Source organism: Gulosibacter hominis (assembly GCF_904842695.1).
Classification (GTDB): Bacteria; Actinomycetota; Actinomycetes; order Actinomycetales; family Microbacteriaceae; genus Gulosibacter; species Gulosibacter hominis.
In genome coordinates, this window is record NZ_CAJGWQ010000006.1 from 24,541 (window position 1) to 37,877 (window position 13,337).

The 13,337-nt window shown below is 59.7% G+C and carries 8 protein-coding genes and 1 pseudogene; 6 read left to right on the forward strand and 3 right to left on the reverse strand.

Annotation, left to right across the window (positions count from 1 at the left end; translation table 11 throughout):
- Nucleotides 1–109: 109 nt before the first annotated feature.
- Entirely contained in the window at nt 110–2,947 is a 2,838-nt protein-coding gene (locus JMV54_RS05440) for a restriction endonuclease (RefSeq protein ID WP_201517939.1), read from the forward strand.
- Nucleotides 2,948–2,973: 26 nt separating this feature from the next.
- Nucleotides 2,974–3,693: a hypothetical protein gene (locus tag JMV54_RS05445; protein ID WP_201517940.1), complete on the forward strand. Its 720-nt coding sequence runs from the start codon at nt 2,974–2,976 to the stop codon at nt 3,691–3,693.
- 8 nt (nt 3,694–3,701) lie between these two features.
- Here the strand turns inward: JMV54_RS05445 and JMV54_RS05450 are convergent, their stop codons facing one another.
- The 3 genes and pseudogenes from JMV54_RS05450 to JMV54_RS10765 all read right to left on the reverse strand — a co-directional run.
- Nucleotides 3,702–5,285, reverse strand: coding sequence for a recombinase family protein (locus JMV54_RS05450; protein WP_201517941.1), 1,584 nt, complete (start codon nt 5,283–5,285; stop codon nt 3,702–3,704).
- Nucleotides 5,286–6,269, reverse strand: a complete 984-nt coding sequence (locus JMV54_RS05455) for a recombinase family protein (protein WP_269144491.1) — start codon at nt 6,267–6,269, stop codon at nt 5,286–5,288.
- Nucleotides 6,246–6,512, reverse strand: a pseudogene (locus tag JMV54_RS10765) (recombinase family protein); the annotation flags it as partial. The pseudogene JMV54_RS10765 and the gene JMV54_RS05455, both read right to left, overlap by 24 nt.
- A 185-nt stretch (nt 6,513–6,697) precedes the next feature.
- Between JMV54_RS10765 and JMV54_RS05460 the strand changes: the two are divergent.
- From JMV54_RS05460 to JMV54_RS05475, 4 genes are all read left to right on the forward strand, one after another.
- Nucleotides 6,698–7,213, forward strand: coding sequence for an ECF transporter S component (locus JMV54_RS05460; RefSeq protein WP_230972829.1), 516 nt, complete (start codon nt 6,698–6,700; stop codon nt 7,211–7,213).
- Nucleotides 7,214–7,322: 109 nt separating this feature from the next.
- Nucleotides 7,323–9,533: an ATP-binding cassette domain-containing protein gene (locus JMV54_RS05465; RefSeq protein WP_230972830.1), complete on the forward strand. Its 2,211-nt coding sequence runs from the start codon at nt 7,323–7,325 to the stop codon at nt 9,531–9,533.
- 35 nt (nt 9,534–9,568) lie between these two features.
- Nucleotides 9,569–11,311, forward strand: coding sequence for an ABC transporter ATP-binding protein (locus JMV54_RS05470; protein WP_201517944.1), 1,743 nt, complete (start codon nt 9,569–9,571; stop codon nt 11,309–11,311).
- Between the two features lie 14 nt (nt 11,312–11,325).
- On the forward strand, nt 11,326–13,068 hold the full coding sequence (locus JMV54_RS05475; protein WP_070491505.1) for an ABC transporter ATP-binding protein: 1,743 nt from the start codon (nt 11,326–11,328) through the stop codon (nt 13,066–13,068).
- Nucleotides 13,069–13,337: the final 269 nt, after the last annotated feature.

The following is a 13,337-nucleotide window of genomic DNA, read 5'->3' on the forward strand; positions in this document are numbered from 1 at the left end:
GTTCGCGGCAGGGGCCGGGATGCGCGTATGTGCGTGTCCCGGCCCGTTGCTTCGTGCGGGTAGCGGTTTGTGGGTGACAATAGGCGGTATCCGATGAAGGAGTGCCGCGTTGTCTGTTGCTTTTACCCCCGCCGCCCCAAACACTGAGTTCGACAAGCTTCTCGACCAGTTGCGGGAGTTGGCCGATTCGCGTCGGATGCAGGGCAACTATTTCGAAGAGTTGGTGCGGCACTTTCTGATGCAAGACGGCACCTGGGGGAGCGACTTCGCTCACGTGTGGCTGTGGAAAGACTGGCCGGATCGCACCGGTGCCGACACCGGCGCAGATCTTGTGGCGCAGCGTCGCGATGGTCGTCTTGTGGCGATCCAAACCAAGTTTTTCCGGCCCGAGCATCGGGTGCGCAAAGACGACCTCAATTCGTTTCTTGAATTTGTGGGGCGTGATGAGTTTGCTGAGGGGCTGTGGGTTGACACGACTTCGCAGCCGTGGTCGGCGAACGCGCTCGAGACGCTGAAAAATCGCACGAAACCGGTGAAACGCATCGGTCTCGAGCAGTTGCGCCATTCGAATATTGACTGGGCGAGCTACAACGTGCTCGATCCGCGCACGGCACCGCGGATGCATGAACTCAAGCAATTGCGGCCGCACCAGCACCAGGCGGTGAGCCAGGTGATGGCGGCGTTTGAGCGCGGCACCGAGCGCGGCAAGATGATCATGGCGTGTGGTACCGGTAAGACGTTCACCGCCCTGAAGCTCGCAGAGCGGGTAACCAAGCGGTTTGCCGGTGGTGGCCGGTCAACGATTTTGTTCATGGTGCCGTCGCTTGCTTTGCTGCAGCAGACACTCAACGAGTGGTCGCAGCAGCACGATCCCGAGCTGCCGTTGACGGCGTTCGTGGTGGGTTCGGATACGACGGTCGGTCGCAAACAGACTGGTGACATTACCAGCGTGGCGATTGAAGAGCTCGCGGCTCCGGCCACAACAGACGGCCGCGTGCTTGCTGAAAAGCTTGACCATCTCGCTTCGGGTGCCGACGGCATGGTGGTGGTGTTTTCGACGTACCAGTCGATTCAGGCGGTGCACGAGGCGCAGCAACTCGGTGTGGAAGCGTTCGACCTGGTGATTTGCGACGAGGCGCACCGCACCACCGGCGTGACGCTGAGCGATGAGGATGAGTCTTCGTTCGTGCGGGTGCACGATAATGACTACATTCAGGCAACGCGGCGTATCTACATGACCGCAACGCCGCGCATTTTTAACGACCAAGTGAAAAACACTGCGGCGCAGCACGATGCCGAACTTGTTTCGATGGACGACGAGGCACTGTACGGCCCAGAACTGTACCGGTTGTCGTTCGGGCAGGCCGTTGAAGAGAACCTCCTCACCGACTACAAGGTGCTGGTGCTCGGGGTGTCGCAAGACCAGATCGCACAGGAGTTCCAGCAGCAGGTGGCCGACAGTACCTACGAGCTACCGCTTGATGACATGACGAAGCTGGTGGGTTGTTGGAACGGGATGGCGAAGCGTGAGGTTGGAGGTTTTGCCGAAGACTTCGGAGTCGATATTGAGCCGATGCGTCGAGCGGTGGCCTTCGCGAAGGATATTCGCACTTCGCAGCGGGTGGCGAGTGAGTTCCAGGCGCTGGTAGAGGATCATCTTTCGGATATTGACAATGATGATCCGAGTGATGACCTCACGGTGCAGGTGCGGCATGTTGACGGCACGATGCGCTCGACGCAACGTGAAGAGCTGCTCGACTGGTTGAAAGAAGAACCGGGCACCGATCGGCTGGGCCGCCCGGTGGCGCGGGTGCTCTCGAACGCGCGGTGCCTCAGCGAGGGCGTGGATGTGCCGAGTCTTGATGCGGTGCTCTTCCTCAACCCGCGTAAGTCGCAGGTGGATGTGGTGCAGGCTGTGGGGCGTGTGATGCGCCGCGCCGAGGGTAAACGCTATGGCTACATTATTTTGCCGGTGGTGATTCCGGCGGGAGTGGAGGCCGATGCAGCCCTGAACGAGAACGACCGCTATCAGGTGGTGTGGCAGGTGCTGCAGGCGCTGCGGGCGCACGATGAGCGGCTGGATGCGAAGATCAACCAGATGTCGGTGTCGGGGGTCGCTCCCGAAACAATCGTGGTCAAGGCGATCGATCTGTCGAAGCCGCGCCGCACCGAGACCGGTTCTGGTCGCGAGATCGGCACCGAGGGCGTGGATGAATTGCCGCAGCCTCGGGCGGTGGATGTGGCGCTGCCGGGGCTCGGCGGTGATTTTGATGCGGCGTGGAAAGACTCGGTGTACGCGAAGATCGTGCAGAAGGTCGGCGACCGGATGTACTGGGACGACTGGACGAAAGATATTGACAAGCTGGCGCGCAGTTTCATCACGCTGATCACCACACACCTGGATGCACCGGGCACCGATGTGCGCCCGTTTGAGGGCTTCATGAAGGCGCTGTCGCAGACGGTGAATCCCGAGATTACCCGCGACGAGGTTATCGAGCTGGTGGCGCAGCACATGATTACGCTGCCGATTTTCGATGCGATGTTCCCCGACCGCGATTTTGCGCGCGAAAACCCGGTGTCGTCGGCACTCGAGAAGGTGGTGGCGCAGTTTGGCGAGAATGCCGGGTTTGCGCGCGAGCTTGAACCGCTTGAGGGGTTTTATGCGAAGGTGACCACACGCATTCGCGGCCTGCAGGGGATGGCTGCGAAGCAGCAGATGCTGTTGACGCTGTACGACAAGTTCTTTTCGAAGGCGTTTCCGCGGCTTGCCGACCGGTTGGGCATTGTGTTCACCCCGGTGCCGGTGGTCGATTACATTGTGCGTTCGGCTGAGGTGCTGCTGCGGGCGGCGTTTGGTAAGTCGCTGTCAGACGAAGGGGTGCGCATTCTCGAAACTTTCATGCCACAACGGATACAAACGCGCGCCAACTACGATTTAGCCGCTTGATTGGTTCACGCCGAAGGAATTGACTAATGGAATTGAATCAAACTACCCGTCAGAGGCTTGAAAGCTTCATTACCGAGATTCCCCCACGCCTCCTTCACACTGCCGGACTGGCTTGCTTCTTCTTGACCGCAGCTCCCAGTACGTCTGGCGCGGTCTGCGTACCTGCCGCGTCTGCCATGCTCACGGCGTTGACTAGGTTCGAGATACCGGCAATCGCGGTTCCAGCTGTCGTACGCGTCTCTTGGTCCCGCTTCGAGAGAGGAAACAGATGCCCAACGCTTGACAGCGCGGGAAACATTAATGGACACGTTGTAGTTATCACCGAGGAGGACGACTTTATTGACGCCTCGGTTCTGCAGTTCGACGATGTTGTCGAGCGTCGCGGCCCGTCTGGCTTGATGCCACTCGTTGGGAACCAGTGCGGACTGTGGAAGTCGCTGACTTCGCCAGCCTCGGCAGTTGGTGAGCCCCTGAATACCGCAGAGTTCCTACTTGCACCCTCAGGGGATCATATTTGCTACGCCCTCTACCATCCAGCACCAGCCGCGGATATTGTTCAACGCTACAGAGAGCTCAATAGTAGCAACAATTTGCTGGCGTGGGAGGAGAGTATGGCTGATTTGTATGCCTGGATAGCTGCTAATAAACTCCCACAGCTTCAACTTCCAAACGCTTCCGTCAACAGCGGGCTGCAGCAGGCAATGGATCTCTGGAGAGGGCAGCCGCAGCCCAACTGGAATAGCTGATGAGCTGGTCAGTCCTTGGCGATGTCTTGTTGGCTTCCGTCACGGAAGATGAACGTCACTGTGCCATGCTGGCTGACGGTGGCGTGGTCGAGGAGAGTCACGCACAGGTAGGGACTGAAGGTTAGATTGTTGATCTCGAGGTTGGTAGTTTCTTGCCGGTAGTAGCGGTAAGCGGCGAGGCTATTCTGTTTGCTCTGGATCTGGGCGTATACCTCGGCATGTCGCGCGAGGAGTGCTTGGTGCTGCTGGTGGACTGCGTTGAACTTCTGCTCATAGGCGTGTTGGTCTTGTGCGACGCGTGCGTTGTGGGCGATCAACGCTTGGATTTTCTTGGCCACCTCATCGATTTGGGCGACTAGACCTGCGGCTTGAACTTCCAGGTCGCTAGTATCGAGTACCTCTAATAACGCCTGGCTTGTGCTGTCATCGGCTGGCTTATCGAAGCGCAGTTGGATGGCGTCGAGGAACAGGTCTTTGAGGCGCTGATCGTCGATGTGCCCGGTGGCGCATTTTTCCTGGCCTGAGTATTTGTGGCCGCACCGCCAGATGACCTTTTCGTACTTACTGCCCGCGTGCCAGGTTTTCGATCCGAAGAAGTGTCCGCATTGGCCGCAGATGAGGGTGGATGAGAAGGGGCGGGTGCGGTGCTGTGTTCGCTGATCTCTAGCGCCTTTAGCGATTTCGGCTTGGGCAAAGTCCCACACGGCGGGGCTGATGATGGCCTCGTGGTTTCCGGTGACGTAGTACTGGGGTACTTCGCCCTCGTTGATGACTTGCTTCTTAGTGAGGAAGTCTGCGGTGTAGCTCTTTTGCAGGAGTGCGTCTCCTTTGTATTTCTCGTTGGTGAGAATGGAGCGCACGGACTGGTAATGCCAGGTTTTATTCCCTGCTGCCGTGTAGGTTGCTGGCTCGTCTGTCAGGGTGTGCGCGATATGCCTGATGGAGTGGCCTTGCAGGTACATGCCGTAGATGCGGCGCACCAGTTTTGCCTGCTCAGGGTTGACGACGAGGTTGCCGTCTTCACCCTTGTCGTATCCGAGGAAGCGGGAGTATGGGACGGTGACTTTGCCGTCGGCGAAGCGTTTGCGGTGTCCCCAGGTGACGTTTTCTGAGATGGAGCGGGCTTCTTCTTGGGCGAGGGAACTCATGATGGTGATGAGGAGCTCGCCTTTGGCGTCGAAGGTCCAGATGCCTTCTTTTTCGAAGAAGACCTCCACGCCTTTGTCTTTGAGGGTTCGAACGGTGGTGAGCGAGTCGACGGTGTTGCGGGCGAACCGGGACACACTCTTGGTGATGATCAGGTCGATCTTGCCGTCGAGCGCGTCGGTGACCATCTGCTGGAATCCAGCGCGGTGTTTGGTTGAGGTGCCTGTGATGCCTTCGTCGGTGTAGACCTTCACGAACTGCCAGCCCGCGTGATCGCTAATGTAGCGGGTGTAGTAGTCGACTTGGGCTTCGTAGGACGTGACCTGATCGTCGTGGTCGGTGGACACGCGGGCATACCCGGCGACCCTGCGCAGGGTTGTTTGTCCAAGTGGAGCACCAGTGTGGAGCGCTCGGGTGGCGGGGATTGCTGTGACGGTGCGGGCCATTTAGCGTTCGCCTCGCTCGGCGCGCAGGCGCTCAGCCTCTGCCTTGGCCACGGCCCGGTACTTCGCCAATGCTTCTGGTGGTGTTGGTGCTTGCCGTGGGTTGTTCAACCCGAGCCTTTTGGCTTCGGCCCAGCGGGCACGCACGAGTTCACCCCAGGCGGCTTTTCTTGCTGGGGTCCACGAGCTCTTCTTCAGGTTTGGTCGCCACGTGTGCGAGCTGCTGGTGCCATCGGTGTAATGAAACGTGTAATGGTCTTTTCCCTGCACGTCGATGTGGTCGATACGCTCGTTGAACACCTCTTGGTCGAAGGTCTCGATACCCAGGACTCGCGCGATGAAGCCTTTGAGTGCCGTGTCAGAGATCTCGCAGGTGTCGCATCCGGTTTTGCGGCCTTTCTTGCGTTCGGTGCAGATCCAGTGCTCGGTGGAGATCGAGTTTTGGGTTTTCGGATTGCGTACGTTGCGCACGAACGAGCAGTTGCAGGACACGCATTTGATCTTCGCCGTCAACGCCACAGTTTCGATGGACCAGTTCGCCCGGGCCCCGAGTTCACGGCGGCGTGTGATCTCGGTTCGTACAGCGGTGAAGGTGTCGCGGTCGATGATCGCGGGGATCGCGTTTTCCACCAGGTATTGCGGCAACTGGCCGGTGTTGCGCACTGCTCGTCCAGGCCTGCCCTCCGGAGTGGACCATCGCCCTAACAAGAGGTCGCCGGTGTAGTGCGGGTTCTTCAGGATGTGACGGACCCATTCCCCGGGCAACTTGTTATCAGCCAGGTGCGGAACCCTACCGTCAGCGATGAGCTGTGCGGCCATCTTTTCACACGAGGTCTTCTTCATGTACTGGGCGAAGATCCAACGCACCACGGCTGCTTCTTCTTCGATGATCTGCACGTCGGTGCCGTCAGCGGAGTCGGTGTAACCGTACAGGTGGAAGCCGTTCGCTTTGCCTTCTTCGAAGCCTCTCCAAACGCGCCACTTCACGTTTTGGCTGATTTGCTCCGATTCTGCCTGCGCGAAAGACGCCAGCAGGGTGAGCATGAGTTCACCGTCAGCGCTGGTTGAGGAGATGTTCTCCTTTTCGAATCGCACCTCCACCCCGAGGTCTTTCAGCTCGCGAACGGTTTCGAGCAGGTCGACGGTGTTGCGAGCGAAGCGCGAGATCGACTTGGTGAGGATCAGGTCGACCGCTCCTTTCCGGGCAAGGGCCAGCATTTCTTGGAACTGGGGTCGATGCGTGGGCTGCGTCTCTGCGTAGGCTCAACGTCTAGCTCAAGGGAATTGACCCCAGTCGGGAGTTAGGTTAGGCTAACCTAAGTAAAAGGGGGTTTGCTGTGACAGACCGATCCGGTACAGTTCGACGCTCAGCTCGCGGAGGATTAACCGACTCAATTCTAGGTACCCGAAATCTCATGATGGTGGCCTCCCTGTCGGTGGTCGGCCTCATCATCCTCATCCCACTGAACTACATCGCGCCGGCGGGTGCGGCTTCGCAGAGCGCAGTCTGGCTCGGGGTGTCCCTTCTCGGACTTTGGGTCATTCCCTACCTCCTTCCTCTGGCCGTTGTGCGAAGGCCGGGCGCTTCGCTGCTGGCCGCGCTGATCATCGGAGTTGTGAGCGTATTTACTACTCCCACTGGGCCTGCCGCGATTGTCGGTAACGTCATTGGCGGGCTCCTGGTTGAGTTTCCCATGGCGTTGATGCTGTACCGGAAGTGGACGTGGTGGGCGTATCTGATCTCCGCCGCATTCTTCGGGGCCTTTAACAGCCTGTTGTACCTCACGCTGCTCAAGCACGCGGTGGGAATCTCGGTATCGGGACTGATCGTGCTGGTGGGAGTCACGTCGTCCGTCATTGGCGGTTTGGCCGTCGTCGGACTAACCCGTTTGCTCAACAATGCAGGCGTAGGCGTAGACCATCGTGAGTGAAAGGCTGGCCTCCACTTTGAGCAGCGAGCAACGGTCTGTGAGCGAGTCCGCGCGGGCGCTCCTGGCGGTTGAGGATCTTTCCGTTCACTACTTGGGTCAGGACCGGTGGGTGCTGCAACGTCCAAGCCTGGTCCACCTGAGCGGTCAGGTAACGGCCGTCATTGGGCCCTCTGGATGCGGTAAAACTACCTTCGTCCGAGCCGTGTGCGGCCTTGTGCCCCACTGTCTGCCGTCCGAATACTCCGGCAGCGTTCAAATTGCCGGCGCCGAAATCGCCGACGCCACGGTCCAGTTGATCGCTACCAATGTCGCCTACGTGGGACAAAATCCGGATGCCGCAGTCATTACCCGTACGGTGTATGACGATGTCGCGTTTGCGCTGCAGAACCTCTGCCTGCCTGTTCCTGAGATTGATCGACGGGTACGCGAGGCATTGGCTGCGGTTGGTCTGGAGACCAAGCTGTGGGAGAGCCCATGGAGATTATCGGGCGGCCAACGCCAGCGCCTAGCGATCGCGGTAGCTCTGGCTATGCAGCCCCGCTTACTAGTCCTCGATGAGCCAACATCGATGATTGACACGCAAGGCACGGACGAGTTTTACAGCGTCATCCAACAGCTGGTTAGCGATGGCGTGGGCATCGTGGTGATCGACCATGACCTCGACCCGGTCCTACCCCTGTGCGATCACGTCATAGCGCTCAACGCGCAGGGCGCGGTGATCGCGCAGGGAACTCCACATGAGGTTTTTCTCGGCCATACCGCGGAACTTGAGGCGTGCGGAGTGTGGCTGCCCCGTGCGTTACGCGACGAATCCCCGCACCACGCCTTGACCTGTGAGCAGGCGGGCATTCGAGTTCCCCGCATCACGGAGATCTGTGGTGATTCGGTGCAATATCAGCGGCGCACCGAAGCAGGATGGGAAACCATCGATGCGATTGACACGCTCGACGGTGGAGGCAGCGCCACGGTAGAGCTGGCAGATTTCTGTGTTCCCGGACGTTCCCCAGCTATCTCTATGCGGCTACGGGGTGGCGAGTTTATCGCGCTTATAGGGCCGAATGGCGCAGGCAAAACATCCCTGCTCGCGGCGCTGGCGGGTCTCATACCATCAAAGGCACAACGCGCTACGGTCTGCGGAGAGGTTGTGCGGCGAGGGCGGCACCAGGTCGGCTACGTGTTTCAAAACCCGGAACATCAGATGGTTTGTTCTACCGTGGCTGGCGAAATCTCCACGGGGGATGTTTCCGCGTCTAAAGCCGAGGCTATCGTGGAGCAATTCCATCTCTCCCAGTATCGAGACCAACACCCGTTGACTCTCTCAGGCGGCCAGATTCGTAGACTATCGGTGGCTACGATGGTCGCCGAGAGCCGCGATGTGATTGTCATTGACGAGCCCACGTACGGTCAGGATTGGGCGAATACCTGCGAACTCATGGCCTTCATCGACGAACTGCGCGCTGAGGGCAGAACCGTCATCATGGCCACCCACGACCTAGAACTTGCCCTATCACGCTGCAGCCACATCATCGCGCTACCTGCTGCCGTTAGCGAAACTCGTGAAAACGCCGCATCCGCAGCACCAGCGAACCCGCCTTCGCCGTCCGTGCCCCGTGGACTCTTCTCATCGTTCAATCCTGTGACGTTGCTATTGGCGCTAATCCCGGCGATGGTCATGGTGTTCGTATGCAAGGACCCGGCCGTCAATGTTGGAGTGCTCATCGCAGCGAGCTTGGCCATGGTAGCCGCGAGAGCGAGTCGTGCTCGAACGGTCATGTCACTGCTAGCACCCTGGGTCATCGCAGCTGTGCTACTGCCGGTGTTCCGCTACAACTACACCATTGAAGAGGTCAGCCCACTCTACAATTACGGTGGCGAGCTTGCGGCAGCGAGCGGTATCGGGGCACTGTTGTCCCTCATGCTGCTTTCAGGCATCAGCACTCATCCGGAAGCGCTGCTTCGCACGTTGACGACGACGTTCAAGCTTCCCTATCGGGTCACTGCGGCGGGAACTGCGGCTGTCGCCTTCGTCACTCGTTTCCGGCGAGATTTCCAGCTGTTGCGCACAGCGCGGGCATTGCGGGGTATTGGGGCATCATGGGGGCCGTTAGCGCCCGCAATTCGATGGGTGGGTTCCCTCGTGCCGCTGGCGATCCTCGCCGTCCAGCACGGCGAACGGGTTGCCCTGTCGATGGATTCACGTGGCTTTAGCGCCTATCCGCGGCGCACGGAACTCCAACACACGCCGTGGCAGGTGCGAGATTGGTGCCTGGTGGGCCTCCTTTGGGCCGTTACTGCGTTGCTGTGGTGGTGGCGCCAATGAACGTTTCGAAAGACTCGACTCGACAGGAGCCCGATGTGAGTATTTCCGTCGCCGCACTAATCCGCCCGGCCAAGGGCGCGATGGTCCTTTCCGCAGTCCTCACAGCCTTAGGCGCTATCGTCACGCTGGTGCCGTTCGTCGCCTTACACAACATGGCCGCGATCTGGCTTGACGGGCAGGTGCGCACCGGCTGGACCGGAAAGCCGTGGGTTTGGGCCGTGATAGCGGTGCTTTCGCTGTTCGTGGGCCAATTGCTCTACCTGTTTGGATTGGGTGTCACCCACGAGGCAGAAGCCAAGCTCCGACATCGGTTGCGCGGCAATGTGGTCCAAGCGCTGGGCAGTTTGCCCTTGGGTAGGGTCTCGCAGGTGCCGCACGGGGCCATCCGCAAGATGGTGTGTGACGATACCGCAGCCATCCATACTCTCGTTGCGCATGTTCCCGGTGATGTCACCAACGCCGTGGTCTTGATGGTCGTAGGCCTCGGGTATCTCGTGTGGGTCGATTGGCGACTGGCGCTCGCGCTCTTTGGAACGTGGGCCGTAGCGATCGTGATCATCGTCAGCACGACCATGCGCGGCTATAGCGATATCACCGAGCGATTCGGACATGCCCAGACCGCACTGGCCGCAGCCACCGTCGAAATGCTTGAGGGCATTAAGGAGATCAAGAATTTCCAGGCCACCGATGCGACCCGAACGCGCTTTAACGCCGCCCGCCAGCAATTTTCTGCCATCTCCTTCGACTGGGTTCGTCGCTCCGGCAGAGCGATTAGTCTGCTCGGTTCGCTACTGCGTCCAGCCACGGTCTTCGTCACGGTCGCGTTACTGGCGGCGCTATTCGTCGCGCAGGATTGGAGCACGCTGTCGGCGACGCTGCCATTCTTCCTGATCGCTCCCGGCATCCCGGAGGGGTTCACGGTGCTAGTCGGTCTGATGCAGCATATCTATGAGTCGCAGCTGGCGGCTCGCACCACGGCAGAGCTGCTTTCCGAGAAACCCATGCCCGAAGGCAGCCGCACCCAAGAAGAGGGCCCAAACCCCGGCCAAGTTGAGGTCTGTGAGGTTTCCTTCTCCTACGAGCCTGACGTGCCCGTTGTGCACGGTGTCTCCTTTACGGCTGAGCCCGGAACGGTCACGGCTCTGGTGGGCCCGTCGGGCGGAGGGAAGTCCACACTGGCCCGGCTGATTGCGCGCTTTTACGACGTCAATGATGGCGTGGTACGCATCAGCGGTGTGGATGTGCGCGAGGCGAGTTTTTCGTGGCTACTTTCCCGCGTCGCGATCGTCCTACAGGACGTAACGTTGTCGAACGATTCGGTCCATACCAATATCGCGCTGTCGAAACCGTCGGCAACGCGCGCCGAGGTCGAGGCAGCAGCCCGTGCGGCATGCATCCACGATCGCATTATGCGTCTGCCCGAGGGGTATGACACCGTGCTTGGCGAGGTTGGTGGCTTCCTCTCGGGCGGTGAGCGGCAACGCATCACCCTGGCGCGAGCATACTTGCAGGATGCGCCGATCTTGATTCTCGACGAGGCCACCGCGCAAGCAGACCCCCAGTCGGAGCGTGCGATCCACGAAGCGCTCAGCACCCTGGCATCCGGGCGCACGGTGATCATCATCGCGCATCGACTCGCCACCATCCGAGACGCCGACCAGATCCTCGTGATTGAGGACGGCCACATCACTCAGCGTGGTAGGCACGAGGACTTGGTCGACCAAGCGGGGACCTATAGCGAGATGTGGCGGGCCCAAGAACTCCATTACATGGCCTAAGGAGAGACACGCTCATGTGGAAACTAATGATCAGGGTCGTCAACAGGGCCGAGTTGCGTACGTTGGTGGGCTGGTTCGCCTTCTCCGCTGTCCTACAAGGCATCACACTGGCGTTGATGATCCCCTTCCTTCGGGCATTATTCTCCCGCTCTGAAACCCTTGGCACCTGGCTCGTCGTCGTTGCCATCCTCGGCGCGATCACGGTGACGGTCGACACCTTCGCGATGTACCGCTCCTATCGGATCAGCGTCTATGAAGTATGCGATACCTTAATTGATCGCATAGCAGATCATGTCTTGCAGCTGCCGCTTGGGTGGTTTAATGCCAAACGCGAAGCGGATGTGGCTAATGCGACATCCAAGGAGATCAACACCCTGTCGCATCTGGCATCAATGGTGATCCCGAACCTGTGCAACGCCTTCATCGTGCCGTTGGTGATGCTCGTTGCCACCGCATTCATTGAGTGGCCGTTAGCTGTGGTCATGGCAGTGTCGATCTTGCCGTTTATTCTCACGTGGCGGAAAATGTCGGCGGCAACAACCAGAGCCAATGACATGGAAGACCGTACCTCGGCCGCCGCAGCCGGCCGGTTGATTGAGTTCGCCAGGCTACAACCGGTGCTTCGAGCCACGGGTGCCGCGACGTCGTGGGACCCCGTACAAGAGACTCTGCAAGCCGACTCTGAGGCGACGTTGGCCGGGCTTCGGATCAAGGGCCGACCTGCCCAAGGATTCAACCTCATCGCTAACGTGACTTTCGCGGTGGTGCTCGCCTTGGGGCTGTCGTTCGTGACCGGAGCGCGTCTGGACCCGATTGCGTATCTGGTGATCGCGGCGGTCAGTGCGCGCATGCTGCTGCCGCTCACAAAAGCCGCGCTCTACGCATCTGAGGTCGATAACGCCGCAGTGGCGTTGCGCCAGATGGGAATAATCCTTGATGCCGCGCCACTTGCCGAACCTGATTCCGAGCAGGCACGGGAACCGCGTGGGACGTCGATTGAATTCCGAGGAGTGTCGTTTTCCTACGAGTCAGGCCGGCCTGTCCTAGACGATGTCTCGCTCACCGCCCCGCAGGGAGCAGTCACCGCACTAGTGGGGCCGTCAGGGGCCGGGAAGTCGACGATCTTGCGTCTCACCGCAAGGTTTTGGGATGTCGACGCCGGTAGCGTGACCATCGGCGGGGTGGACGTGCGCGAGATTCCAACCACGCGGATCATGGAGCTGACCTCGATGGTGTTCCAGGACACCTACCTGTTTGACACCACGATCCGGGAGAATCTGCGGATTGCCCGTCCCAATGCGACGGACGCCGAGTTGGAAGAGGCAGCTCGCAAGGCGAGACTTGATCGGGTGATTGAGGCGCTGCCTCACGGTTGGGATACCGAAGTGGGGCCTGCCGGGCAGAGCCTGTCTGGAGGTGAGCGCCAACGAGTGGCAATCGCTCGGGCATTCATCAAGGATGCTCCGATACTGCTGCTCGACGAGATTACCTCGGCGCTGGACGGCGAGAATGAATCGGCGATTAGCGACGTCATCAGTCAACTATCTGAGGGCCGCACTGTGATCGTGGTAGCGCACAGACTATCCACCATAGATAGCGCCGATCAGGTGGTCTTCCTCGAACCCTTAGCGGACGGTGCTATCGTCGCCGAAACCGGCACGCCTAAGGAATTGTCTAGTCGGCCCGGACGGTTCCACGATTTCGTGGCTGCCGCCGATGCGTCGTCTCGTTGGCAGCTGAGACACACCTCAGATTAGCGGACGCGGTCCCGGTGCCAGGCGCCAAGCCCTAAACCCACAGCTCGAATCGGAGTACCTCGACACGTTTGGCACACGTGGTGCTGTCGCGAACATGGCGCTAGTGAGATCATGCGCGAACAGCATCTCGCTGATGAGCGAGGGCGCTACTAATCACCAAGGGAGTTGAGTCCCTCATAGTGGTGTAGCGGGGTGGTCGTGCTGGACAGCAGGGCGGTCACCGCGTGATCCTCGAGTTTCGTCCCCTACAACTCACTCGCGAAAGGCCA

Coding starts and splice junctions, on each gene's coding strand:
- JMV54_RS05445 (WP_201517940.1), top strand. CDS start 2,974: ATGGAATTGAATCAAACTACCCGTCAGAGGCTTGAAAGCTTCATTACC.
- JMV54_RS05450 (WP_201517941.1), bottom strand. CDS start 5,285: ATGGCCCGCACCGTCACAGCAATCCCCGCCACCCGAGCGCTCCACACT.
- JMV54_RS05460 (WP_230972829.1), top strand. CDS start 6,698: ATGATGGTGGCCTCCCTGTCGGTGGTCGGCCTCATCATCCTCATCCCA.
- JMV54_RS05475 (WP_070491505.1), top strand. CDS start 11,326: ATGTGGAAACTAATGATCAGGGTCGTCAACAGGGCCGAGTTGCGTACG.